The sequence below is a fragment of the Nonomuraea fuscirosea genome, from assembly GCF_003001935.1.
GTDB classification, from domain to species: Bacteria; Actinomycetota; Actinomycetes; order Streptosporangiales; family Streptosporangiaceae; genus Nonomuraea; species Nonomuraea fuscirosea.
Genome location: NZ_PVNG01000014.1, coordinates 142666 through 167381 on the forward strand (window position 1 = coordinate 142666; position 24716 = coordinate 167381).

Here is a 24716-nt window from a genome sequence, read left to right on the forward strand (position 1 = left end):
TAAGCACCCTGCTGGCTCTCATAAGGATCCTTTCCGTACGGCTCCGGGGACGAGGTCGACCCGGAGCCGAGCATGATCAAATGGATCTCACGACGTGCGCTTGCTGGGGGTCAAGATTGCGAGTACGGCATACAGAGAACATCCAAAATCGGTATAAAGACTCAGCCAGCCCGAACGAACAACCCGGCAATGGTTGCAATACCTCCAGCTGAGGAGTAGGTGCGGTCATAGTGGTTGATCAGCCAACATTCGCCGTCCTTGGCCCGTTACAGGTCAGGGCCGCGGACCAGAGCGTGCGCATCGCGGGCACCAAGCCGCGGCTGCTGCTCGCCACGCTGCTGCTCGACGCGAACCAGGTGGTCGCCTCCGACGCCCTGATCGAAGTGCTGTGGACCGGCACCCCGCCCTCGTCCGCGACGGCCAACCTGCGCACGTACGTGAGCTCCTTACGCGGCGTCCTCGGCGCGACGGAGGCCCGCATCGCCGCCCACCCGTCCGGTTACGCCGTCGAGGTGGAGGCGGAGCGGCTGGACCTGCTGCTGTTCGAGGACCTGGTGACCAGGGCGCGGGCGAGCGCGCGTACCGAGGAGGCGGCCCCCCACCTGCGCCGGGCGCTCGCGCTGTGGCGCGGCACCCCGCTCGGCGACCTGCCCGCGAGCCCCGTGTGGGACGCGCGGCTGCGCTCGATCACCCAGGCCAGGCTGGCCGCCGCCGAGGAGCTGATCGCGGTCAAGCTCGCCGCGGGCGAGCACGCCTCCGCCGCCGAGGACCTGCGCGAGCTGGTCGGCGAGCACCCCTACCGCGAGGACCTCTGGCAGCGGCTCATCCTGGCGCTGCACCACACCGGCAGGCGGGCCGAGGCGCTGCACGCCTACACCGCCGTCAGACGGCAGCTCATCGAGGATCTCGGCGTCGAACCCGGCCAGGACCTGCGCGAGGCGCACGCCCGCGTCCTGGCCGGAGAGCCCGTGCCCGCCCTCCTGCCCGCCTCTGTGCCCGCCTCTGTGCCCGCCTCTGTGCCCGCCGCCCCGCCCCCGCCCTACCAGCTGCCGGCCGACATCCCGGACTTCACCGGCCGGGCCGCGGCCGTCGCCGCCCTGACCAGGTCACTGTCCGCCGAGGAGCTCGCGCCCGAGGGGCCGCCGTCGATCGCCATGGTCGTCGGGCCGCCCGGCGTCGGCAAGACCGCGCTGGCCGTGCACTGCGCCCACGCCGTACGGGGCGGCTACCCGGCCGGGCAACTGCACCTGTGTCTCGGCGGCACCGACGCGACCCCCGCCGACCCGGCGGAGCTGCTGGCCGAGGCGCTGCGCGCGCTGGGCGTCGGCGCCGCGGCCCTGCCGCCCACCGTGCACGAACGCTCCGCGCTCTACCGCTCCCTGCTGGCGGAACGGCCGATGCTCGTCTTCCTCGACGACGCGGCCGACGCCGCCCAGGTACGCGCCCTGCTGCCCGGCAACGGCTGCGCGGTCCTGGTCACCAGCCGCCGCCGCATCACCGAGCTGCCCGGCACCCGGCTGCTGGAGCTGGACGTCCTGCCGCCGGAGGAGGCCGAGGAGCTGCTCGGGCGCATCGTCGGCCCGGCGCGGCTGGCCGCCGAGCGGCAGGCGGCCCTGGCCATCCTCGACTCCTGCGGCCACCTGCCCCTGGCCGTCCGGGTCGCCGGCGCCCGCCTGGCCGGCCGTCCCGGCTGGCCGCTCAGCGTGCTCCAGCAGCGCCTGGCCGACGAGTCCAGCAGGCTGGACGAGCTACGCGCCGGCGACCTGGAGGTACGCGGCTCCTTCGAACGCAGCACCCGCCGCCTGACCAGCGAAGCGGCCGCCACCTTCCGCGCGCTCGGCCTGCTCGGCCCCGCCTCCGTGCCCGGCTGGGTGGCCGACGCCGTGCTCGGCCGCCGGCGCGGCGAGGCCGTCGTGGACTCCCTCGTGGACGCCAACCTCGTCCGGCTGGACGGCACCGACGCCCTCGGCCAGCCCCGCTACCGGCTGTACGACCTGATGCGCTGCCAGGCCAGGCAGCAGAACGGCGGCGAGGCGGAGCGGCAGGCGCTCGCCCGCGTGCTCGGCGGCTGGACCAGCGCCACCGGGCACGCCACCGCGCGCCTGCCCACCACCCTGTTCAGCCTGACCCCCGAGGAGCCCGCCCCCTGGAGCCTGCCGGAGGAGACCCTGGCCCGGCTGACCTCCGACCCGCTGCCGTGGTTCGAGGCCGAACGCCAGTCGCTGGTGGAGGCCGTGCAGCTGGCCGCGGGCACCGGGCTGGCCACCTCCGCGTGGGGACTGGCCGCCGCCCTCGTCCCCTACTTCGACCTGCACTGCCGGTTCGACGACTGGCAGCTCACGCACCGGCTGGCGCTCGACAGCGCCCGCGCGGCCGGCGACCGCCGCGGCGAGGCCGCCATGCTCCGCGGCCTCGGCCAGGTCTGCCTCTACCAGGACCGTTACGCCGAGGCCTGCGACATGCTCAAGCGCGCCCGGACGATCTTCCACGAGCTGGGGGACGTACGCGGCGAGGCGATCTCGATCTGCGGGCTCGGCGCGGCCAGCCAGTTCTCCGGCGAGCACCTGCGGGCGCTCGGGTCCTTCCGGCACGCCCTGGCCATGTTCCTGGCCGTCGGCGACCGCGGCGGCGAGGCGTACGCGCGGCAGGCGATCGGGCGCATCTACCTGTCGCTGCAGGACCTGCGCCAGGCGTCCCGGTGGCTGTCCGAGGCGCTGCGGCTGGCCAGGGAGCTCGGCGACACCCACCGTGAGGGCTGCGTCTCGATGCACCTGGGCCGCCTGCACGACCTGAAGGCCGACGCCGACGAGGCGATGCGCTGCCAGGGCCGGGCGCTGGACATCTTCGAGACGCTCGGGGACCGGCACTGCGGCGCGTACGCGATGCAGAGCCTGGGCGGCCTCCAGGTGGCCAGAGGCGAGCGGTCCGACGGATCCGACCGGCTGCGGGCGTCGCTGGCGGTCTTCCAGCAGCTCGGCGACCGCAGCGGGGAGGCGGCCACGTTCCAGACGCTCGGCGAGCTGTACCGCTCGGCCGGGCGGACCGCGCTGGCCTCCACTTACCTGCACCGGGCCGTCGAGCTGCGCCAGGAGCTGCGCGAGGGCGCCGGTCTGTGATGACGGCGCCCGGATCGCGTGCGGTGCCGGGGCCGGCCCGCGGTGGCCCGCCGGGGGGTCACCGGGAGCCGACGAGAGGTTACGTCAGGGTCGTCCTCACGGCTCTGTACGCTGCCCCTCCGTCTCGGTACGGTAGGGATCGACAGCGGCCGGTCAGGCCGCTTCGGCTCCTCACGTCAGGGGAGGGTGCACGTGCGGGAACTGACGTTCGCGACACAGAGACTGCCCGGGGTGAGCGTGATCTCCGTCGCGGGTGAGATCGACGCCGCCACCGCCGGCCAGCTGGACCGCTACCTTCAGGCGAGCCGGCGCGCGCCGCACGAACATCTGGTCATCGATCTCAGTGACGCGCAACTGCTGGGCAGCGCCGGGCTCCGGGTCCTGCTCAACACGCACGCCTTCGCCCGCCAGCACGGCGGCAGCCTGCGTCTGGCCGCGCCGCATCCCAAGCTGGCCAGCATGATGCGGATCACCTGCGCGCACACCGTGCTGAGCGTCCACGACTCCGTGGAACAGGCCGTCCTGGCCGCGCTCCAGTCCGGTGAGCCCGCCGCCGCACAGGTGTGAGGGCCACCGGTCGTCCGGCGCGGACAGGTTTCGCACGACATGTCCGCGAACACGACCAGACCCGCCGTCCCGGGGCGGATGTTCATCCCGGTCCGGCGGGTCAGCGCACTGGCGTGGCAGCGAGCGTCCCTGACGGAGGTCAGCTCAGCTCTTCCGGCCACCACCAGTTACCGTCGTCGTACTTGTCCGGCTTCACGTCCTCCTTGACCGGCTCCTCCTTGACCGGCTTCACCACCGGGGCCGGCTTGACCTCCTCGCGGCGCTCGAAGCGGTGCCTCGGGTGGTGGTTGCGCGAGTGGTTGCGGTTGTCGACGATGACGTCGATCCGCGGCGGACGGTAGTGCGGGTTGCGCAGGATCGGCTTCTCCCGCGGGACGTACCTCGGCTTGTAGACGTGCTTGACCGGCGCCGGCGGGCCTCCGGCCTGGACGGTGGAGAAGCCGGCGCTCGCGCTGGCCACCCCCATGCCCAGGGGCAGAAGCATGACGCTGGCGGCGGCACCGGTCAGAGCTAGCGCCGCGAACAGCCCATGGCGCGGCGCGCGCGATTGCGAAATTCTAGTATTCACGTGCTCTCGTTTCCGTTCATGGATATTTCGGCCAGAAGCCGGCGTCCGCCCTATAAGCGGGCGCCCAGACGGAAGCAGACGTACCCATGCAGATGTTCTCAGTTACCTCCTTAAACCCAAACAACCCGTCAAAGCCCACAGACCCCATTCGTTGCGAGCGTCCCACCGCGCGACGAACCGCCCCGCTTGTCTGCCTGGTGCCGCCGGCCGCTCGCCCGTGAACGCCGGGTCAGCCGGTCGATTCACGGGCGACCAAGGAGAAGGGGCTGACGAACTCGCGCGGCGCCTGCCTGGCCGCGCCCTTCTCCGCCATCCGCTTGACCAGGAAGCCGACGGCCGTGCCGGCCATGAGCGCGTGGTCGGGGTCGATCGAGGACAGCGACGGCACGCTGTAGGCGCCTTCGGCGATGTTGTCGAAGCCGATGACCTTGACGTCGTCCGGCACCCGCAGCCCGCTGTCGGCCAGGCCGCGCAGCGCGCCGAGCGCGACCGTGTCGGTCACGCAGAAGACGCCGTCGAACCCGGCCCCCGAGCCGGCCAGGCGGCGCGCGGCCGCCGCTCCCCGCTCCATGGTGAGCTGCTCGATGGGGGCCACGAGCGCCGGGTCGAACGGGAGGCCCGCCTCGTCGAGCGCCTCGCGGTAGCCGTCGTAGCGCAGGCTGGAGACGTCGACCTCGCCCCGCTGCGGGCCGTCGATGAGTGCGACGCGACGGCAGCCCCGTTCGAGGAGATGGCGGGTCGCGGCCCTGGCGCCCGCGCTGTTGGGCATCGCCACGTGGTCCACGGGCCCGTCGAAGATGCGCTCCCCCAGGATGACCACGGGGTGGTCGACCCTGAGCAGGTCGGTGTCGGCCGGGCCGAGCCCGACCGTGCTGAGGATGAGGCCGTCGTAGAGCCGGTTGCGGGACAGCGCGAGGGCGGCGAGCTCGCCCTCGCGTGAGGCGCCGGTCTGCTCGATGGCGACCCTGAGGTGGTGCCCTGCCGCCACCTTGATGATCTCGGCGGCGAGCTGCCCGTAGTAGGGGCGGTCGATCTCGGGGACGGCCAGGCCGATCGTCCCGGTACGCCCGGTGCGCAGGTTGCGGGCCGCGACGTTGACCCGGTAGTCCAGCTCCTCGATGGCCCGCAGCACGCGCTCGCGCGTCTCGGTCCTGACGTGCGGGTGGTCGTTGATGACGTGGGAGACGGTCATGGGCGAGACCCCTGCGGCCTTCGCCACGTCCTGTATCGTCACCACGCCAGCATCCTTTCACGGCCGCACGGCCCGAAACCCCGCCGCCGCCGTGCCCCCGCCGCCGTGCCGCCGCCGTGCCGCCGCCGTGCCGCCGCCGTGCCGCCGTTCCCCGTCTCAGTGCCACCGCATGCGCTTATTTGCGCGCGGATATCGGCGTTTTTTGCAGTATGTTGCGGTTTGTGGCATTGCGAGAGCTTTCATGAGCGCCCCCGACGTCGAGGTGATGCGGCAGGCGGTGCTGCGCTTCCTCGGCTCGCTCGACCCCGAGCGGAAGGCCGCGGCGACGGCGGCGTTCGACGCGGCCGAGCGTACCGAGTGGTCGTATCTGCCCGGCCCCCGTCCGGGCCTGCCGCTGGTCGAGATGACCCCGGCCCAGGAGGAGCTGGCGCTCGCCCTGCTGGAGATCGGCTGCGGCGTCAGCGGCGCGCGTACGGCCAGGGGCGTCATCGAGCTCGAACGCGTCCGCCGCCGCCTGGTGACCGGCGTGGACGAGATCGACGGCGACCGCTACTGGTTCCGCGTCTTCGGCGATCCGGCCGGTGCGGCCCCGTGGATGTGGCGGATCAACGGCCACCACCTCGCCGTGCACATCACGGTCGCCGGCGACTCGATCACGGTCACGCCGAGCTTCCTCGGCGCCGAGCCGGCCCTGGTGCTGTCCGGGCCGCGGCGGGGCCTGCGGCTGCTCGCCGAGGAGGAGGAGCTGGGCCGGGCGCTGCTCGCCGGCCTCGCGCCGCACCAGCGTTCGATCGCGATCACCAGCCCGGTCGCTCCCGACGACGTCCTGACCCGTAACGACCCCGCGGCCGACGCCGCCCTCATCCCCCATGGGCTGCCGTACGCCGACATGACGGCGACGTCGCGGGACATGCTCGAACGACTGGTCCGCCGCTACTTCGACCGCGCCCCCGGCTGGTACGGCGAGACCTGCTGGCGGGACGCGCGAGACGCCGGACTGGACCGGGTGACCTTCGCCTGGATGGGCTCGGACCGGCGCGGGCAGGGTCACTACTACTGCGTCACCGGGCCGACGTTCCTGCTGGAGTACGACAACACGCAGGACGACGCCAACCACGTCCACTCCGTGTGGCGCGACCTGCGTCACGACTGGGGCGGCGACCTGCTCGCCCGGCACTACGCCGACCAGCACTGATCGCCCCCGGCCGCCTTCGGCGGTCCGGGAGGTCGTGGCGGCGCGGCCGCTCAGCGGTCGTCGTCGGCCGCGGCGCCGAGATAGGTGAGGACGGCGCGCACCCGGCGGTTGATGTCGTCGTCGGCGGCCAGGCCGAGCTTGGCGAAGATCGTGGTCGTGTACTTGCTGATCGCGCCCTCGCTGAGGAACAGCCGGCCCGCGACGGCGGCGTTCGACAGGCCCTCGGCCATCAGTTCCAGCACCGAGCGCTCCCGTTCGGTGAGCGTGGCGAGCGGATCGGCGCGCGCGGGCCGGCCCAGCAGCTTGGCGACCACCACCGGGTCGAGCGCGGTGCCGCCGCCGGCGACGCGGTCGAGCGCGTCCATGAACTGGGCGGCGTCGAGGACGCGGTCCTTGAGCTGGTAGCCGACGCCGCCGTGGCCGTCGGCGAGGAGTTCGCGCGCGTACAGCTGCTCGACGTGCTGGGACAGGATCAGCACGGGCAGGCCCGGCACCCGCTCGCGGGCCGCGAGCGCGGCCTGCAGCCCCTCGTCGGAGAACGTCGGCGGCAGCCGCACGTCCACGATCGCCACGTCGGGACGGGTCTCGACCAGCGCCGCGAGCGTCTCCGGCCCGGTGCCGACCGCCGCGACCACGTCGTGCCCGTACGCGCCCAGCAGGCGCACCAGCCCGTCGCGCAGCAGGAACAGGTCTTCGGCTACGACAACGCGCATGGCACCGCCACGGTGACGCGGGTGGGCCCGCCGGCCGGGCTGTCGATGTCGAGGCGCCCGCCGAACGCCGCCATCCGGCGTCCGATCCCGCTCAGCCCCGAGCCCGCCGACAGGTCGGCCCCGCCGGCTCCGTCGTCGGTCACGGTCGCGCTGAGCGTGCGGTCCGCGTAGCCGAGCTCGACCGTCGCGCGGGTGGCGCCGGCGTGCTTGGACACGTTCGCCAGCAGCTCGGCCACGGCGAAGTAGAGGGCCGACTCGACCGGCCGCTCGGGCCTGGACGGGACCGCGCTGCGCACGGCGACCTCGACGGGGGCGTCGAGCGCCAGGGCGCGGACGGCGTCCACCAGGCCGCGCTCGGCGAGCACGGGCGGGTTGATGCCGCGGACCAGCGAGCGCAGCTCGGTCAGGGCGGCCACGGACGAGGCGCGGGCCTCGGCGAGGATCGCCTTGGCGGCGGCGGGGTCGGCGTCGACGAGGTGCTCGGCCGCCTGCATCGACATGCCCATGGCGACCAGCCTGGCCTGGGCCCCGTCGTGCAGGCCGCGTTCGATGCGGTCCAGCTCGGCCGCCTGAGTCGCGGTCATGTCGGCGCGGATGGCCTCCAGCTCCTTGATCCGCCGGCCGAGCCGCGAGCTCGGGATCGGCCCGAGGAACCGGCCCGCCACCGGCCCGATCACCCGCCACGCCCATGGCGCGGCGGCCAAGCCGGCGACGACCAGGAGCACGCCGTACGCGAGCAGGCCGGGGGTGAGCGCCAGGTAGCCGCCGGCAGCACGGTCACGCCCGCGACCAGGTTCCACAGCCCGTCCCAGTACACCTGCGGATCGTGGATCCTGGCGTGCTGCCTGGCCTTGCGGCGGGCCTCGCGCTCGGACCTGTGGTATTCGCGGCCGTCCCACCAGTAGCCGGTGGACATGGAGGTGACCGGCGGCACGGGCCGGTAGTCGACCTCGATGCGGGTGCCGAGCCAGCGCCGTACGAGGCGGCGGGCGGCCCGGCTGAACGCGCGGCTGGTCACCGCGTGCGTCATCCAGAGGGTGGCGGCGATCCACACGCCGACCACCAGCGTCTCACCGGCCGCGGCCGGCACGCGCAGGACGAGAGGGGCGGTCATCCCCGCCGACCAGGAGTAGGCCAGCCGGGAACCGAAGTACCCGACGGTCACGGCGGCGGCCGGCATGAGGACGGTGAGCCCAGTGAGCACCGCCGACCGGTAGAGGCCGGGCCCGATCCCGGAGCACCAGCGCAGGAGGCGGCCTCCCGTGGACCGTCTCATCCGCCTGCCCCTTCGACCACGTCAGCCATTGTGCCAGCGCCCCCCGCAGCCGCTCGCGGTCGGGCGTGCGGGCCGGTCCGCACCGGCAGCCCGTGATCTGTCATGTCCGCCCTCCCCCACTTCCCGGGCGCTGTCCGATGCGCCCGACATGGAGAAGGTACGGCCGGCGCTCGCGCGCCGTCATCCCGCTACGCCCCGCGCCCGGTGGGTCCAGCCCCACTCCCCGGCCGTACCGCCTCCACCTGGTACGCCGCGCCTCCCAGCGGACCGACCCGGCGCAGCGGCAACGCCCAGCCGCGCGGCAGGCCGCGGGAGGCGGCGGGCAGGTGCAGCAGGCCCCGGGCCGCCTGCCAGGAGGCGACGATCACGAACGTGACGCTGACCAGCAGCGCCCACGCCCCGAACTTGGCCGGATGCACCAGCTGCCAGGTCTCCCGCTGGTACGGGTACTGCCAGGCGCCGAGGTAGGTCGCCAGGTTCTCGGCCACCCACAGGAAGAACCCGATGAGCGTCAGCGACAACGCCAGCGGCATCTGGTAGCGGTGCGCGCCCACGGTGAAGTGCACCACCGTCCCCCAGGTCGCCAGCACGAGCAGCACGGCCAGCGGCAGCCGCAGGTCGATCCACCAGTGCTGGCTGACGAAGTTCACGTAGATCGCCAGCGCCACCAGCGTGACCGGCACGGTCCGGTAGGCCACCAGGCGCAGCGAGAAGATCCGCCAGGCCGTGCAGACGTAGCTGCCCACCGCCGCGTAGAGGAACCCGCTGTAGAGCGGCACCCCGCCGATCTTGGTGTGGGCCGGCTCGGGATAGCTCCACGACCCGAGCCGTACCTTGATCAGCTCGAAGGCCAGCCCGACCAGGTGGAACCCGGCGATGACGGCCGTCTCGCCACTGCTCTCCCAGCGCAGCGCGCGCAGCGTCACGGTGACCGCGACGGCGTAGATCAGCAGCGCGTCGTAGCGCGGGATCGGCAGCGGCACGACGGACGAGGCGGCCAGACCGGCGAACATGGCCACCGCGAACAGGCACGATCTGGCCTCGGCCCAGGCGAACCGGAAGAGTTGCGCGACGAAGAACCTCACGCCCTTATCCGACCATTCGCACCCTGCCGGAGTTGCTCGGGTTTCGGGGAGGTCCTGTGAAGAAACGCAGGCCCATGACGAGCGAGGTCCCGGCGGGCGGGACCGCCGCTCGCGCCACGCCGCGCGGCACACTCTACAGACTGTAGAGTAAGCCTTCGGTGATCGGACGGAAAGGGTGGATCGTGCTGCGCTGGTTTCGACTCGTGGCGGTGGCCGAGGCGTGCTCGTGGGCGGGGCTGCTGGTCGGGATGTTCTTCAAGTACGTGACGGAGACCAGCGAGCTCGGGGTGAAGGTGTTCGGGCCGATCCACGGGGCGCTGTTCGTGCTGTACGCGGCCGGGGTGCTGCTGTCGGCGCGGGAGGCGGGCTGGAGCCGGGGCACGGCGGTGCTGGGCCTGGCCTGCGCGGTGCCGCCGTTCACCTCGGTGTGGTTCGAACGCCGGATGGCGGCCCGCACGGCGACGGCGGCGGCGGCCACCTGACCGGAACGCGTCCGCCCGGCGGAGCCGGCACCTGACCGCCTGGCCCGGTGCCGCCCGACCGGGCGAATGCCACCGCCCACCGGCTCCAGACGCTAGAACATCTGGGCCACTGCCACGATGACGGCGATCAGCGTGATCGGGCCGAGCACGGCGGTCGAGACGACGATCGCGCTGCCGCCGGGCAGGATGCGGGCGAGCGCTCCCGAGGCGGCCCTGCGCACCGGGGCCGCGCCGGGCAGCACGAACAGTCCCAGTGTGAACAGGCCCGCGCCCAGGCTCTCCGCGTGGCCGGCGTTCAGCCGTCCGGCCATGTGGAGCAGGCCACCGGCGGCCAGCCCGAACGCCACCGACAGCAGCAGGTGGCCCACGGCCACGAGCCCGGCCGTGGAAAACGGCGGCCGGTCCTCGGCGAGGTAGTGGTCGGCGGCGCGCAGCGCCAGCGCGAGCGCCGCCGCCCCCAGCCCGCCGGAGACCGGGTTCATCACGGTCAGCGCCATGAGGATCACTAGCATGAGCAGGCCGACGAAGCCGCTGCCGTGCACGAACCGCCTCAGGTCGAACGGCTCCGCAGGAGGCGCGGGCGGACGCCGCCGCTCGGGCTGATCGGACTGGCCGGAGTGCTCGGACCAGTCGGAGCTGAGGGTCGGCGCGGGGACGGCGGGCCGCTCCTCCCGCGGCCTGGTGGCGTAGGTGACCGGCGGCAGCAGGTCGGAGAGGGTGTCCATGGCCTGGGTGCGGTCCGGGCGCCGCGGGGCGCCGCTCGCCGGGTCGAGCGCCCTGGCCGTGCGCAGCAGCTCGCGGGCGTCGGGCCTGGCGGTGGGATCGACCTGGAGGGCGTTGCTCAGCCAGCCCCGCAGCCAGGCGGGCGCCTTGTCGATCTGCGAGCGCCCTTCCATGGTGTTGTAGCAGACCGCCTCGAACGTCCCCGTGCCGAACGGCGGCAGCCCCGTCGCGGCGAAGAACACCGTCGAGGCCAGGGAGTGCACGTCGGCGGCCTGGGTGACGTGGGAGGCGCGGATGATCTCGGGCGCCAGGTAGCCGGGCGTGCCCACGACCATGCCGGTCGCCGTCAGCCTGGCCGCGTCCACCAGGTGCGCGATGCCGAAGTCGATGACCAGCGGCTGGCCGCCGACCAGCATGACGTTGGACGGCTTGAGGTCGCGGTGGATCACGCCGGCCTCGTGGATGTCCACCAGCGCCTGGGCCAGCCCCTGGGCGAGCGTGACGACCTCGTGCGCCGCCAGCGGGCCCTGGGTCAGCACGGTGTCCTCAAGTGTGCGGCCGGGGGCGAACCTGGTCACCACGTACGGCTTGCCGCCGGCCAGCTCGGCGTCGAGCACCTCGGCGACGAAGCGGCTGCGGACCCGCCGCATGGTCTCCACCTCGCGGAACAGGCGGTCGCGTGCCTTGAGGTCGGCGGCGACGTGCGGGTGCAGCACTTTGATCGCGACTTCCCGGCCCGCGGCGTCAAGACCGAGGTGGGCGACCCCCATACCGCCCTCGCCGATCTTCCGGATCATCCGGTAGGGGCCGAGTTGTTCCTGCGTCTGAGCACCCATTCCCGACTTCATCCTCCGTGTTTCCCCCGGAACGCCGCGGCCCCGCCACTCGGGACGGCCCGGACATTCTCCCGTAATGCATCCCCCGAGATGCACAGTAAGCGAGAATCCGCCCGCGCGCGGCGGGCTCGGCGATGCCGGCCGCACCGAAAGCCCCGCTCGGAGAGCTCCGCCGAAAGGCCGGCCTCAGGTCGAGACGGGGTAGTTGGCGCGGAAGGTGCCGTCCGGGTCGTGCCGGCGTTCGAGATCCCGGAGGCGCTGGAGCGCGGCGGGAGCGAAGGCGTCGGCGGGCGTCTCGCCGGGGCCGAGGAAGGTGAAGGGTTTGCGGCCGCTCACCGGGAGGGCGCCGGCGAGCGCGCGCTGCCTGGCCGCGATGGCCGCGGCCGTCGCCGGGTCGGCCGGCACGCCGAACAGGTAGAGCGCGTACGGCTCGGTCAGGGGCCCGTGGGGGCTGTCGGACGGGCGGGCGAACGCGCCGCCCAGGTGCCGCAGCTGCACGTTCATCAGCGGGGCGATCGGGTCGGCCAGCAGGGTCTTGACCACCGCGTCGTCCAGCTCGGTGAGCAGTTCGGCGCGCGAGGAGCCCGCGCTGGGCTCGGTGGGCTCCGCGGTGATGGCGCCGAGTTCGGCGACCGTCATGGTCCGCCTGCCGTCGGCGAGCGGGCGGGGCAGCCGATCCAGCGGGGCGAGCAGGTCGCGGGCCGCGTCGTCAGGGCCGAGGTAGGTGGCGTCGACGGCGACGAGGGGGTCGGAGCCGGGGAAGTGCAGCAGGTCCAGCCAAACGGTCAGGTCGTCGGGCGCGATGGCGGTGATCCGGCGGTAGGCGTCCATCACGTCCAGGGCGTGCTCGGCGGGCCACATCATCCGGCCGCCGTACAGGTGCGGCGCGGGGTGGAGGGTGAGCTCCAGGGCCGTGACGATCGCGAGCGATCCGCCGCCGCCGCGCAGGGCCCAGAAGAGGCCGGGGTCGGTGTCGCCGGTGACGCGCCGCCGCTCGCCTTCCGCGTCCACGATGTCGAACGCGGTCACGCTGTCGGCGACCCAGCCGTACCTGCGGCCGAACCAGCTGAGCCCGCCGCCGAGCGCGACCCCGGCGACGCTGACGACCGGGGAGCTGCCGGGCAGGCCGGTCAGGCCGTGCGCCGCCGCGGCGGCCTGGAGGACGCCCGAGGCCACGCCCGCGCCGACGCGGGCTCGCCGGGCGGCCGGGTCGATCTCGACGGAGTTCAGGTGGCGGGTGCGCAGCAGGACGGCGCCGTCGAGGCCGGTCGTGGCGCCGTGGCCGTTCGGCTGGGCCGCGACGGCCAGGCCGCGGGCGCGGGCGAAGCGGACCACGGCCGCGACGTCGGCGGCGTCGGCCGCTTCGACGACGGCGGGGACGAGCTGTTCGACGGCCCGGTTCCAGGGCTGCCTGGCCTCGTCGAACCCGTCGTCCCCGGGGAGGAGCACCCGTCCGCGGACGAGGGCGCGCAGGTCGTGCAACGTGTCGGTCATCTGTCTTCCGATCGTGAGGTTGGGGAACGTCGCCATCCGGGTGGGCGCGTTCCACTCTGGTCCGCGGGGAGGCGCCGATCAATGGGGCCCTGTGCGAGAATCGTGAAGCTGGAGTTAACGATCGGGGGGGTCATGCTGGAGCGCCACGAGCTGGAGGCGTTCCTGACGCTGGCCGAGGAGCTGCACTTCGGCCGCACCGCCGAGCGGCTGCGCGTGTCCACCGCCCGGATCAGCCAGACCATCGCCAAGCTGGAGCGCCGGGCCGGGGTGCCGCTGTTCGTCCGCACCAGCCGCCGGGTGGAGCTGACCGCCGTGGGCCGGCGGCTGGCCGAGGAGGTCGGGCCCGCCTGGGAGCAGATCGGCGCGGCGTTCGCGCGGGCGGTCGACACCGGCCACGGCCTGACCGGCGTCCTGCGGGCGGCCTTCGTCGGCGCGGCGGCCGGTCAGTTGCTCGCCGGCGCCGCCGAGTCGTTCCGCCGCCGGCTGCCCGGCTGCGACGTACGGCTGCGCGAGGCGCAGATGGTCGATCTGATGCCCTGGCTGCGTGACGGCCAGGTCGATCTCGCGCTGGGCACGTTCCCCATCGACGAGCCGGACATCGCCACGGGTCCCGTGCTGGTGTCGGAGGCGCGCATGCTGGCCGTGCCGTCCGGGCACGCGTTCGCCCGCCGTACGTCGATCTCGCTCGAAGACCTGGCCCGGGTGAAGCTGCTCCAACTGCCGGACACGCTGCCCGTCACACTGCGGGCCGACCGCACCCCCAGCGCGACTCCGGCGGGACGGCCGATCGAGCCGGGCCCTTCCGCCGCGACGTTCAACGAGATGCTGACCCTCATCGGCGCCGGCCAGGGCGCCTTCCCCGTCGGGGCCCAGGCCAGGCGCTACTACGCCCGTCCCGACGTCGCCTACATCCCGATCAGTGACGCTCCGCCGCTGCGCTGGGGCCTGCTGTGGCGGACCGACGGCGCCACCGCCCGGGTCCGCGCCTTCGCCCAGGCCGCCCACGACCTGGTGCTCTCTGCCTGAACGACCGCCCGGTCCGTGATTTCCTGGGCCGGCTGTAACGGCGGGCACTGGCAGGAGGGGCGGCGCTGCGCACGATGGGTGACGGAATCCAGCACCCAACGGAAGGTGAAATCGTGCGTCTGCTCGCCGGGTTGACGATGAGTACCGTGCTCGCCGCCGGGCTTCTGGCGGCTCCGCCCGCCCTGGCCGCCCAGGCTGTCCCCTTCTCCGCCGACTCGGGCGACTCGTGCCGCCGCGGGTTCACGGAGGGCACGATCGAACGGTACGACGGGCCGGTGATCCGGCCCCGCGTCGACGTCGAAGGGTTACTCTCCGACGAAGCCACCCCGACCATCTGCCGTCCCGACGACATGCACTCCCTGGCCACCTTCAGCGCCTACCGCGGCAGCGAGCTGGTGGACAGCGCGACGCAGAAGGCCGACGACGAGCAGGTCAAGTTCGCCTTCTCGCTGTCCGACCAGGGGTCGGTGCGCACCATCGACCGGGTGGTCGTGCAGGTGTGCCGCCGCAGCAACTCGCCCATCGGGATCGGGTACTGCGGCAAGGCGCAGGAGTACCGGATCCCTTGACCTCCTCCCCGGTCTGAAGGCCGAGGATGCTCCCGTCGCGTCGCGGTTAAGCGGCGCGCGGGGGTTGACGCTTCGCAGACCGGGTGAGCCCGAGGTCTCCACGTCCTGACACCGCAGGTCCTGCGGCGTTGTTGATGTTGATCGCGGCGTTGGTGTCGGCATGGCCGACCCACCCGCACACGGGATTGACGCAGGCCAGCACGGTGCCGTTGCGGCTGGCCGGGTCGCGGTGCCCGCACCGGTGGCAGGTCTGTGAGGTGCCCGGCGCGGGAACCTTCACGACCTGCCCGCCCCGCTCGGCGCTCTTGTATGCGAGCAGGGTGACGGTCCGGCCCCATGCCTGGTCGCTGATCGACCGGTTCAGGCCCGCCTTCTGGGCGACGTTCCTGCCAGGGGCCTCGACCGTGCCCTTGGCGGATTTGACCATGTTGAGGATGGCGAGTTTCTCCACCTTGATCACCGCAAACGTGCCGGCGAGTTCGGTGGTGGTCTGGTGCTGCCAGTCGACGGCTCTGCGCTTGGCTTTCGCGCGGAGCCGGGCGATCTGGTCGTAGGTGCGCTGTTCGCGTCCCGAGGGGCGGGTCTTCCTGGGCCGGGCCGCGCGCTGACGGGCCGACTTCTTCTCCAGGCGGCGTAGGTGTCCGGCCTCGCGGCCGGTGAGCCAGGGGCTGTGCTCGCGCATGGTCCCATCGGACAGGGCCAGCGCGACCGTGATGCCCCGGTCGATCCCGACCTGCTCGCCCGGGTGCGGGGCAGCGGGTTCGGCAAGAGTCTCGGTGCGGAACACGATGCTCCACCCGAACGCGTCCTTGACCAGGCGGGCTCCGGTCACCTTCCCCGCGGGGCAGTTCTTTCCGACGCCGGGCAGCCCTTTGGTCCACCGGAACCGGACCCGACCCACCATCGGCAGGGTGAACTGTCCCCACTTGGCCGACAGGCGGACGATCCGCATGGTGCGGGCCTGCGGCACGTCGACCGCCGGCCGAGGCCGGTTCTTCTTGGACTTGAAGGTTGGCCGCTTGGCAGGGTGGCCGGGGTTGAAGAAGTTCTCCCACGCCTGCCGATACGTTTTCAGGACGGCCTGGGCGGCCTGGGCGGGCAAGGCCGCCAGGAACGGGACATCCGTGCGGGCTTGGCGGATCGCCTGATCGGCCTGGGCCAGGGTCGGCCTTCTGCCGGGGAAATGCGTCCAGTAGGCGTGCAGGCAGTTCCATAGGGTGATCGCGGCGGACGCCTGCTCCTCCAGGATCGCGGACTGGTCGCGGGTCAGCTCCAGACGCGCTCTATGCCCGCGCTGCCGTTTGACCAACTCCCGCCCGCTCATGACCATAATTTTCCCTGATCTAGCATTGGGTTATGGCCAATACAGCGAGATAAGGACCGGCAGATACGATGTTTTCCTGCTGCACGCTCACTTGGTTTTCGTGACCAAATACCGGCACCGGCGTCCCGGCGGATGCGCCAAGAGTTCCCCGAGCTGGCCGCCCACTACTACCGAGCCATCAAGCTATGGTCCGGCTCGTACTTCGCGGGGAGCGTGGGGGGCGCTGCCCTCGCCCCTGCCGGGGAAGGGCTCGGCCGCGTCCACGGGGACCCTGTTGAGGCTGCCGGGCCGTGACAGCCGTTCCGTGATCATCGAGCTGTGATCGCGTAGCCTGGGGCGCATGGTGCGTTACGCGGTCGGGCTGCCGAATCTCGGCGAGTTCGGGGATCCTCAGGTGCTGGTCGAGCTCGCCGTGGCGGCCGAGGAACGGGGCTGGGACGGCGTCTATCTCTGGGACCACCTGCTCTACCACGACCGCGACTGGCCCGTGGTCAACCCGACGGTGGTGCTGTCGGCCATCGCGGCCCGGACCAGCCGGATCAGGATCGGCGTGCTGATGACGGCGCTGCCGCGGCGGCGGGTGCAGATGGTGGCGAAGGAGACCGCGACGCTGGACCTGCTGTCCGGGGGGCGGCTGGTCGTCGGCGCGGGCCTCGGCTCGGTCGACGCGGAGTACGCCGACTTCGGCGAGGACCCCGATCTGAAGGCGCGCGCCGCCAAGCTGGACCAGGGGCTGGAGGAGCTGACGCGGCTGTGGAAGGAGCTGCCGCCGTCGCCGGTCCAGCGCCCGCGCATCCCGATCTGGTGCCCAGGACGCTGGCCGACCAAGGTCGGCTTCCGGCGGGCGGCCCGGTGGGACGGCGCGATGCCGACCTTCCACGAATACGGCCAGGACCTGCCGCCGGTGCCGGTCTCCGAGTTCGCGCGGGTGGTGGACTTCCTGGCCGAGCAGCGGGGCTCGCTGGACGGCTTCGACATCGCGCTGGAGGGTCGTGCCGCGGACGGGCTGGTCGACGGGTACGCGGCGGCGGGCATGACGTGGTGGGTGGAGGCGATGGGCTGGTGGCGCGGCGGCGTCGCGGACGCCCGGGCCACCATCGCCGCCGGCCCACCACGGTAACGGGGCGGTTCAGGCGGCCGGTCGGGCGCGCACAGGCGGCCGGGCCGGCCGGGCAGGTAGCCCCGACGGGCCGGGCGGGCCGGGCGAGCAGACCGGGCGGGCCGGGAGGTCAGCGGGCTCTGGCGGTGGTGCCCCGGGGGACGAGTACGGGGGTCGGGGCGGGGCCGTGCTCCGTCTCGCCCCGGCCGACGAGGTCCATGAGGCGGCGCGTGACCTCGGCGCCGAAGGCGAACACGTCGTGGCTCATGGCCGACAGCGGCGGATGGGTGAGCCGGCAGAGCTGGGAGTCGTCCCAGGCCAGCAGGGACAGCTCGGCCGGCACGGGCACGCCCATCTCGGTGGCCACCGACAGGCCGGCCACGGCCATGATGTCGTTGTCGTACAGGATCGCGGTGGGCCGCCGGGCGGAGGAGAGCAGCGCGCGGGTGGCGCGGGCGCCCTGCTCGCCCGAGAAGTCGGTGGTCAGGATGCGGGCGGGTTCGAGGTTCAGGTCCGCGATCGCCCGGGTGAACGCCTCGCTCCTGAGCGCCGTATGCCCGAGCCTGGCCGGGCCGGCCACGCGGGCCAGGCGGCGGTGGCCGAGCGCCGCCAGGTAGCGGGCCGCCTCGGTGACGGCCGCCGCGTCGTCGGTCCAGACGGACGGCAGCCCGCCGGTCAGGTCCGGATGCCCGACGGCGATCACCGGCAGGCCCAGCGCCGCCACGGCGGCGACGCGCGGGTCGTCGAGGGTGAAGTCGACCATGACGGAGCCGCTGATCTGCCTGCTGCGGCTCCATCCGTCGAGGACGTCGATCTCCTCCGCCACGTCGCGGACGAGCCGCAGCAGCAACGAGTGGGACCGCTCGGCCAGCACGCTCTCGATGCCGGAGACGAACTCCATGTAGAACGGTTCGAGCCCCAGCATGCGGGCCGGCCGGGCGATGACCAGGCCCACGTTGCTCACCTGCGTGGTGGCCGACGACAGCGACCTGGCCGCCTGGTTGGGCAGCCAGCCCAGCTCGCGGGCGGCCTCGCGCACCTTCCGCCGCGTGGCGGCGGACACGCCCGGCTTGTCGTTCATGGCCAGCGAGACCGAGCCCTTGGACACCCCGGCCAGCTGGGCGACCTCGGCGATCGTCACCTTGCCCGCCGGCCGGGCGGCGCGCGTCATGGCCGGGCGGCCTCCTCCGCCGCGTTGACGCTGAACAGCGCCGACCGCACCGCGGCCTCGTCGATCGCGCCGGTCTGGCCGGTTCCACCGATTTCGCCGGTTCCGCCCGCGCTGTCGGCCCCACCCCCGGCCTCGCTGTCGGCGCCGTCGGCGCCGCCTGCTCCCCGCGCGTTCAGGCCGGTCACGGTGATCGTGACGGTCTCGCCGGGCAGCAGCGTGACCAGGCCGCGGTCCGCCACGGCGCCGGGGGCGAGCCGGTCGGCCTGCAGCAGCAGGTCGCGGACGAAGGCGCGGGCGGTGATCACGACGCCGAGCGTGTCGCCGGAGGGGTCGAGGCGCAGGTCGAGGTCGGGAGCCGGGTAGGCGAAGTCCTTGTCCGGGCGGCCGAGCACGACGTCGCGCAGCCCGTCGGCCTCCGCCACCAGCAGTTCCTCGCTCGCGTCCTTGAACTCGGCGACCGTCAGGGGCAGCAGCGCGACCGTGCGGGCCGGCACCTCGAACGGCACCCGCTCCTCCGCCAGCGTCGTCCCGTCCGCGCGCAGCCTGCGCACGAGCGCGCTGCCCCGCCACGGCTCGGGCGACTGGTTGTCGACGGCGAGCACGCGGGCGTCGTCCCGGACCTGGAACGTCAGCAGCCGGTCGGCGTAGAGACGGCGCAGCTCGTGGTAGAGCGGCTTGGGCCGGGCCTCGCCGTCGATGGCCGCCCACGAGGTGACCGGCCAGCAGTCGTTGAGCTGCCAGACGACGGTGCCGGCGCAGAGCGGCCAGTGGGAGCGCCAGTGCGCGACGCCGGTCGCGATGGCGCGGGCCTGGTTGACCTGGGTGAGGTAGTGCCAGTGGTCGAAGTCGGCCGGCGCGGTGAAGTGATGGGCCAGGCCCCGGGCCAGCTTGCCGTTGCCGTCCTCGGCCTTCTGGTGGTGCAGCATGGCGGGCGAGGCGGCGTCGAGCTGGTCGTCGCCGAGCGATTCGCGCAGGGTGGCGTGCACGGGCGGCGCCTGCCAGCCGAACTCGGCGGCGAAGCGCGGCACGTCGTCGAGGTAGCCGGTGTAGTCGCGCCGGTTCCACACCTCCCAGAAGTGGGACGGGCCGTGCGCCGGGTCGTTGGGATGACGATCCCATGAGCCTGACCAGGGGCTGCCCGCCTGGTAGGGGCGGGTGGGGTCGAGGTCGGCCACCACACGCGGCAGCAGCCCGAGGTAGTAGCCCTCGCCCCAGCTCTCGCCGGCCAGCTCCGGCTCCCAGCCCCAGTCGCGAAAGCCCCACAGGTTCTCGTTGTTGCCGTTCCACAGCACCAGGCTGGGGTGCGGGGCGAGCCGGACGACGTTCTCGCGGGCCTCGGCCTCGACCTCGCCGCGCAGCGGCTGCTCCTCCGGGTAGGCGGCGCAGGCGAACAGGAAGTCCTGCCACACCATCAGGCCCAGCTCGTCGCAGGCGTCGTAGAAGGCGTGGTCCTCGTAGATGCCGCCGCCCCAGACCCGGACCAGGTCGACGCCCGCCTCGGCGGCCTGGGTCAGCCGGTGCCGGTAGCGCTCGGGGGTGAGGCGGACGGGCAGGGCGTCGTCGGGGATCCAGTTGACGCCACGGGCGAAGATCGGCCGGCCGTTGACGCGGAAGGTGAAGGCGGTGCCGTGCTCGTCCGGAGTCCGGTCGAGCTCGATCGTGCGGAAGCCGACGCGCCGCCGCCAGGTGTCCAGGACCTGGCCGGTGGCGGCGTCGGACAGGACCACCGCGCACTCGTACAGGGGCTGATCGCCGTGCCCGCGCGGCCACCACAGGTCCGGTGCGGGGATCTCCAGGACCGCCACGGCGCTGCCCGCGCCGGCGGGCACGGTCCGGGTGGCCGTCCGCCCTCCCGCCTCGATCGTCAGCGTCAGCTCGCGGTCCGCGCCGCTCTCGGTGCGTTCCAGCTCGACGTGCGCCTCGATCCTGCCGTCGGCCCGGGTGCCGCCGCTGCCTTCGCCGGCGCCGCCGGTGACCGTGACCAGGGGTCTGACCTGCGCCAGCCGGGCGGTGCTCCAGCTCTCCAGGCGGACCGGCCGCCAGATGCCGGCGGTGACGAGGGTGGGTCCCCAGTCCCAGCCGAAGCCGGCGGCCATCTTCCTGATGAAGTTGAACGGTTCAGGGTAGGCGTTCGGCCGCGCGCCCAGCCGTTCGCGCTGCGCCTCGGCCTCGGTGTAGGCGGAGGTGAACAGCACCGACAAAGCCGAGCCGTCCCGTACGCGCCCGGTCACGTCGAACCGGTACGAACGGTGCATGTTCCTGGTCCGGCCCAGCTCCTCCCCGTCCAGCAGCACCGTGGCGACCGTGTCGAGCCCCTCGAAGACCAGGTCCGTCCGCTCGAAACCGGCCGGCGCCGCCGCCAGTGCCGTCTCGTAGCGCCAGTCGGCCCGGCCTGCCCAGGCCACCTCCAGCTCGTTGAGCCCCTGGTACGGATCCGGGATCAGCCCGGCCGTCAGAAGGTCCGCGTGCACGCAGCCGGGCACCCGGGCCGGCACGGCCTCGCTCGTGAGCCGGTCGAGGCCGGCGGCCGGCGCACCGCCCGCCAGGCGGAGCGTCCATCCCGAGTGCAACGACGTGCTCTGCTTAGCCAAGTCCTGCTCCTCAATCACGAGAATGGGGCAAATGTCCCGATAAATCACGATCAACGTACCGAGCGCCCCTGAACCTGTCTAGACCGTTTCAGTCCAGCACGGAACCCCGGCCCTTGACACCCTCGTGCGCCGGTCCCCTTGCCGTGCTTACCCGGTAAAGCCACCCGGACGACGGGGGCCGCTATTCCGCCCACACCCCCGCGCGCGCGGCGGCCAGAGCCGTCTCCGCCGCCCGGTCGGCCGCCGCCTCGTCGAGAGGTTCCCCGGTGTTCAGCAGCGCGTAGTACAGCGGCGCGGAGACGCCGGCGATGACCCGCCGGGGATCGGTCCCCGAGGGCAGTTCGCCCCGTTCGACGGCGTCCGCGACGCAGCCGGCCCACTCGTCGATGCGCACGGCGTAGAAGCGGCGCAGCGCCAGGGCCGCCTGCTCGTCGCAGAGCGAGGCGGCGATGAGCGCCTTGAACAGCCGCCCCTGGCGCGGATCGGTCAGGGTCCTGACCACCAGGCGCGCGTTCTCCCGCAGGTCGTCCCGTACGTTCCCGGTCCTGGACCGGGGCAGGGACTGCGCGGCCATGTCGTCGAGAAGGTCGGCGGCGAGCGCTCCCGGGCTGCCCCAGCGGCGGTAGACGGTGGTCTTGCCCACCTCCGCGACCCGGGCGATCTCGGCCAGGTCGAGCGCGTCGAACCCCTTCTCCACGAGGGTGTCGGCGGCGGCCCGCAGCACGGACTCGCGCACGCGGGCCGTCCGCCCGCCGGGACGGACGGCCCCGCGCGGTGGCACGTCGGCCATACAGAACTCCTTATCGGGACTCTGGTTCCATTAAAAGCCATCGCGATGCTACATTCCCTAACGGAACCATAGACCCGTTAAGAGCATCTCCGAACACCATGCCGGAAGGACGTCCCGTCATGTCCACCCTCGCCTCCGCCCCCGCCCGGCCACCACGGCTCACCGGCCGGCTCAAAGTCGTCCTCGCGGTCCTGCTGGTCGCCCAGTTCACGCTCGCCGTCGACTTCTCGATCCTGAACGTCGCCCTCCCCCTGATCGGCGACGGCCTCGGCTTCTCCCTGGCGAACCTGCAGTGGATCGCCACCGCCTTCGCCCTGTCGGCGGCCGGGTTCACCCTGCTCTTCGGCCGCGTCGGCGACCTCGTCGGCCGCAAGCGCGTCTTCCTCGCCAGCCTCGCCCTGCTCGGCCTCGCCTCCCTCGCCGGCGGCCTCGCGCCGACCCCCGAGATCCTCATCGCCGCCCGCGTCGCCCAGGGGCTCGCGACGGCCGCCGCCACACCGGCGGGCCTGGCCCTGCTCACCACCTCCTTCCCCGAGGGGCCGCTGCGGCAGAAGGCGCTCGGACTGAACGGCGCCCTGATGTCGGCCGGGTTCACCACCGGCGCGATCCTCGGCGGCGTGCTGACCGACCTGCTCTCCTGGCGCTGGGCCTTCTTCGTCAACGTGCCCGTCGCGCTCGCCGTCCTGCTGGTCGCGCCCGCCGTCATCGAGGAGTCACGCCCCGCCGACCGGCCCAGGATCGACCTGCCCGGCGCGCTGTCCGTCACCCTCGGCCTGCTCGCCCTGGTCTACGGCCTCACCCAGGCCGGAGAGCACGGCTGGACCCATCCGGCCACGCTCGCGGGCCTGCTCGCCGGCGCCGTCCTGCTGGTGGTCTTCTACGCGGTCGAGAGCCGGGCGGAGCAGCCGCTCATCCCCGTGCACGTGCTGCGGAAGCGCACGGTGGCGTGGGGCAACGTCCTCGGCCTGCTGGCGTTCGTGACCGAGACGTCGCTGGTGTACCTGCTCACCCTCTACCTGCAGAAGACGCTGGGCTTCTCCGCCCTGGCCGCCGGGGTCTCCTTCGCCTGCCTCGGCCTCGGGACGGTGCTCGGCGGCCTGCTCGCCCCCAGGGTCATCGCCCGCGCGTCCGCACGGGCCGCGCTGGTCGGCGGCGGACTGCTGCAGGCGGCCTTCACCGCCGTCCTGCTCCTCCTCGGCGGTACGCCGGCCTCCCTGTGGCTGCAACTGCCCGCCACCTTCCTCGGCGGGGTCGGCAACATGCTGGTCATCGTGGGCTTCATGGTCACCGCCACGGCCGGGCTGCCCGATCGCGAGCAGGGGCTGGCCACCGGGCTGGCGTCGATGTCGCAGCAGGTGGGCATCACCATGGGCACGCCGATCATGTCGGCGATCGTCACCGCCACCTCGGCGGGGGCGGTGAGCGCCGGGGCGGTGCTGCACGGCGTCAGGGCCGCCGTCGCCGTGAACGCCGCCCTGGTCCTCCTCGGCGTGCTCGTCGCCGTCGCCGCCCTGCGCGGGGCGGGCGCGCGGGGCGCGGACCCGGCACATTAACGTACATCTGTAGGTTATCTTTGCCGTCGGCAACCACATCGAATGGCACACCGAATGGGGAGAATTTTGACGATTGACCCCGCTGCGACGCTCGAAACCACCCGCGGCTGCCCGTACGCCCCACCCGAGCAGCACCTGCGTCTTCTGCGGGAGCAGCCGGTCGCCAAGGTCACGCTGCCCGCCGGAGGCGAGGCGTGGGTCGCGGCCCGCTACGACGACATCAGGACGATCCTGACCGACCCGCGCTTCACCGCCGACCGCCGCCATCCCAGCATGCCGCGGCTGGCCCAGGACACCGGGAGCGGGCTGGCCGACTCGCCGCTGCCCAAGATGATGCTGGAGATGGACCCGCCCGAGCACGGGCCGGCCCGGCGCGCCGTGATCGGCGAGTTCACCGTCCGGCGCATGGCGGCGCTGCGCCCGCGCATCCAGCAGATCGTGGACGAGCACCTGGACGCCATGCTCGACGGGCCGAAGCCGGCCGACCTGGTCCGCGCGCTGGCGATGCCGGTGCCCTCCCTGGTCATCTGCGAGCTGCTCGGCGTGCCGTACGCCGACCACGACTTCTTCCAGCTGCACTCGGCGCGGCTGCTGGACCGCAGGACCACGCAGGACGAGCGCGGGCACGCCGTGCTGGAGCTGGCCCTCTACCTGGACAAGCTGATCAAGGCCAAGGAGCAGGAGCCCACCGACGACCTGCTCAGCCGGCAGATCGCCAAGCAGCGCGAGAACGACGGCGCGGTGGACGGCCCGGCGCTGCTCAGCCTGGCGTTCCTGCTGCTCATCGCCGGGCACGAGACCACGGCCAACATGATCTCGCTCGGCACGTACCAGCTGCTGCGCGACCCTGAGGCGCTGGCCGCGCTGCGTGCCGACCCGGCGAAGACGGTGAACGCCGTCGAGGAGATGCTGCGTTACTTCACCATCGCCGAGTTCGCCATGGTGCGGGTGGCCACGGCCGACGTGGAGCTCGGCGGCACGGTGATCCCGGCGAACTCCGGGGTGCTCATGCTGGCCAACGCCGGCAACCGCGACCCGGAGACGTTCACGGACGCGCAGCGCTTCGACGTCGACCGCGGCGCCCGCAACCACCTGGCCTTCGGCTACGGCGCCCACCAGTGCCTGGGGCAGAACCTGGCCCGGGTGGAGCTGGAGATCGTCTTCGAGACGCTGCTGCGGCGGATGCCCGGGCTGCGGCTGGCCGTGCCGGAGGAGGAGCTGGCGTTCAAGGAGGATTCGACGGTGTACGGCATGTACGAGCTGCCGGTCACCTGGTGACCGTCGGAGCGTTAGTTTCAGCTAGTTTCCGATAGTTACCGAAAACTCGCGGCACGTACGCGCTGTAC

21 protein-coding genes and 1 pseudogene are annotated in these 24716 nt (G+C 73.0%); 10 read left to right on the plus strand and 12 right to left on the minus strand.

Features of this window, described 5'->3' with window-relative positions; all coding sequences use genetic code 11:
* Window positions 1–293: 293 nt before the first annotated feature.
* A complete protein-coding gene (locus B0I32_RS30440) occupies window positions 294–3116 on the plus strand; it encodes an AfsR/SARP family transcriptional regulator (protein WP_245956122.1) in 2823 nt (940 codons plus the stop codon).
* 192 nt (window positions 3117–3308) lie between these two features.
* Window positions 3309–3683 carry an STAS domain-containing protein gene (locus B0I32_RS57945; protein WP_281262628.1) on the plus strand — a complete coding sequence of 125 codons (375 nt, stop codon included), beginning with the start codon at window positions 3309–3311 and terminating at the stop codon, window positions 3681–3683.
* A 139-nt stretch (window positions 3684–3822) separates the two neighbouring features.
* Here B0I32_RS57945 and B0I32_RS30450 read toward each other — a convergent pair whose 3' ends face one another.
* Together B0I32_RS30450 and B0I32_RS30455 are read right to left on the minus strand one after the other, a co-directional pair.
* Window positions 3823–4167 carry a hypothetical protein gene (locus tag B0I32_RS30450; protein WP_106245624.1) on the minus strand — a complete coding sequence of 115 codons (345 nt, stop codon included), beginning with the start codon at window positions 4165–4167 and terminating at the stop codon, window positions 3823–3825.
* 313 nt (window positions 4168–4480) lie between these two features.
* The gene (locus tag B0I32_RS30455; RefSeq protein WP_106245626.1) at window positions 4481–5488 is read right to left on the minus strand and encodes a LacI family DNA-binding transcriptional regulator; all 1008 of its coding nucleotides are present in this window, start codon (window positions 5486–5488) and stop codon (window positions 4481–4483) included.
* Between the two features lie 196 nt (window positions 5489–5684).
* On the opposite strand from B0I32_RS30455, the gene B0I32_RS30460 reads away from it, so the two are divergent.
* Entirely contained in the window at window positions 5685–6638 is a 954-nt protein-coding gene (locus B0I32_RS30460; protein ID WP_106245627.1) for a DUF3500 domain-containing protein, read from the plus strand.
* A gap of 50 nt (window positions 6639–6688) precedes the next feature.
* Here the strand turns inward: B0I32_RS30460 and B0I32_RS30465 are convergent, their stop codons facing one another.
* The 4 genes from B0I32_RS30465 to B0I32_RS30475 all read right to left on the minus strand — a co-directional run bounded on the left by B0I32_RS30465 (window position 6689) and on the right by B0I32_RS30475 (window position 9712).
* On the minus strand, window positions 6689–7351 hold the full coding sequence (locus B0I32_RS30465) for a response regulator transcription factor (RefSeq protein ID WP_106245629.1): 663 nt from the start codon (window positions 7349–7351) through the stop codon (window positions 6689–6691).
* Window positions 7336–7935 carry a sensor histidine kinase gene (locus tag B0I32_RS60155; protein WP_281262629.1) on the minus strand — a complete coding sequence of 200 codons (600 nt, stop codon included), beginning with the start codon at window positions 7933–7935 and terminating at the stop codon, window positions 7336–7338. Before B0I32_RS60155 ends, B0I32_RS30465 begins: the two co-directional genes overlap by 16 nt.
* An 89-nt stretch (window positions 7936–8024) precedes the next feature.
* Entirely contained in the window at window positions 8025–8627 is a 603-nt protein-coding gene (locus B0I32_RS60160) for a hypothetical protein (protein WP_245956123.1), read from the minus strand.
* A 188-nt stretch (window positions 8628–8815) separates the two neighbouring features.
* Window positions 8816–9712 carry a DUF817 domain-containing protein gene (locus B0I32_RS30475; protein ID WP_106245630.1) on the minus strand — a complete coding sequence of 299 codons (897 nt, stop codon included), beginning with the start codon at window positions 9710–9712 and terminating at the stop codon, window positions 8816–8818.
* Between the two features lie 182 nt (window positions 9713–9894).
* Between B0I32_RS30475 and B0I32_RS30480 the strand changes: the two genes are divergently transcribed.
* Window positions 9895–10194, plus strand: a complete 300-nt coding sequence (locus B0I32_RS30480) for a DUF3817 domain-containing protein (protein WP_245956124.1) — start codon at window positions 9895–9897, stop codon at window positions 10192–10194.
* Between the two features lie 92 nt (window positions 10195–10286).
* On the opposite strand, the gene B0I32_RS30485 is transcribed toward B0I32_RS30480, so the two are convergent.
* Both B0I32_RS30485 and B0I32_RS30490 read right to left on the minus strand, forming a co-directional pair.
* A complete protein-coding gene (locus tag B0I32_RS30485; protein ID WP_106245632.1) occupies window positions 10287–11753 on the minus strand; it encodes a serine/threonine-protein kinase in 1467 nt (488 codons plus the stop codon).
* A 186-nt stretch (window positions 11754–11939) separates the two neighbouring features.
* Window positions 11940–13247, minus strand: coding sequence for an FAD-binding oxidoreductase (locus B0I32_RS30490; protein WP_106245892.1), 1308 nt, complete (start codon window positions 13245–13247; stop codon window positions 11940–11942).
* A 102-nt stretch (window positions 13248–13349) separates the two neighbouring features.
* On the opposite strand from B0I32_RS30490, the gene B0I32_RS30495 reads away from it, so the two are divergent.
* The gene (locus B0I32_RS30495; RefSeq protein ID WP_245956125.1) at window positions 13350–14273 is read left to right on the plus strand and encodes a LysR family transcriptional regulator; all 924 of its coding nucleotides are present in this window, start codon (window positions 13350–13352) and stop codon (window positions 14271–14273) included.
* Window positions 14274–14386: 113 nt separating this feature from the next.
* A complete protein-coding gene (locus B0I32_RS30500) occupies window positions 14387–14842 on the plus strand; it encodes a hypothetical protein (protein WP_146178363.1) in 456 nt (151 codons plus the stop codon).
* A gap of 46 nt (window positions 14843–14888) precedes the next feature.
* On the opposite strand, the gene B0I32_RS30505 is transcribed toward B0I32_RS30500, so the two are convergent.
* On the minus strand, window positions 14889–16166 hold the full coding sequence (locus B0I32_RS30505) for an RNA-guided endonuclease InsQ/TnpB family protein (protein ID WP_106245894.1): 1278 nt from the start codon (window positions 16164–16166) through the stop codon (window positions 14889–14891).
* Here B0I32_RS30505 and B0I32_RS30510 point away from each other — a divergent pair.
* Both B0I32_RS30510 and B0I32_RS30515 read left to right on the plus strand, forming a co-directional pair.
* Window positions 16165–16460, plus strand: a pseudogene (locus B0I32_RS30510) (transposase). The gene B0I32_RS30505 and the pseudogene B0I32_RS30510 sit on opposite strands and share 2 nt — an antisense overlap.
* 46 nt (window positions 16461–16506) lie before the next feature.
* Window positions 16507–17286 (plus strand): LLM class flavin-dependent oxidoreductase, encoded by a 780-nt coding sequence (locus tag B0I32_RS30515; RefSeq protein ID WP_106245638.1) that lies wholly within the window; start codon window positions 16507–16509, stop codon window positions 17284–17286.
* Window positions 17287–17395: 109 nt separating this feature from the next.
* Here the strand turns inward: B0I32_RS30515 and B0I32_RS30520 are convergent, their stop codons facing one another.
* The 3 genes from B0I32_RS30520 to B0I32_RS30530 all read right to left on the minus strand — a co-directional run bounded on the left by B0I32_RS30520 (window position 17396) and on the right by B0I32_RS30530 (window position 21817).
* On the minus strand, window positions 17396–18436 hold the full coding sequence (locus B0I32_RS30520; RefSeq protein ID WP_106245640.1) for a LacI family DNA-binding transcriptional regulator: 1041 nt from the start codon (window positions 18434–18436) through the stop codon (window positions 17396–17398).
* Window positions 18433–21027, minus strand: a complete 2595-nt coding sequence (locus B0I32_RS30525) for a glycoside hydrolase family 2 protein (RefSeq protein WP_106245896.1) — start codon at window positions 21025–21027, stop codon at window positions 18433–18435. The genes B0I32_RS30520 and B0I32_RS30525 overlap by 4 nt, the downstream gene beginning before the upstream one ends.
* A gap of 181 nt (window positions 21028–21208) precedes the next feature.
* Window positions 21209–21817, minus strand: a complete 609-nt coding sequence (locus tag B0I32_RS30530; RefSeq protein ID WP_106245641.1) for a TetR/AcrR family transcriptional regulator — start codon at window positions 21815–21817, stop codon at window positions 21209–21211.
* A gap of 119 nt (window positions 21818–21936) precedes the next feature.
* Between B0I32_RS30530 and B0I32_RS30535 the strand changes: the two genes are divergently transcribed.
* Together B0I32_RS30535 and B0I32_RS30540 are read left to right on the plus strand one after the other, a co-directional pair.
* Window positions 21937–23370: an MFS transporter gene (locus tag B0I32_RS30535; protein ID WP_106245643.1), complete on the plus strand. Its 1434-nt coding sequence runs from the start codon at window positions 21937–21939 to the stop codon at window positions 23368–23370.
* Between the two features lie 66 nt (window positions 23371–23436).
* On the plus strand, window positions 23437–24648 hold the full coding sequence (locus B0I32_RS30540) for a cytochrome P450 (protein WP_219912077.1): 1212 nt from the start codon (window positions 23437–23439) through the stop codon (window positions 24646–24648).
* The last annotated feature ends 68 nt before the right edge of the window (window positions 24649–24716 follow it).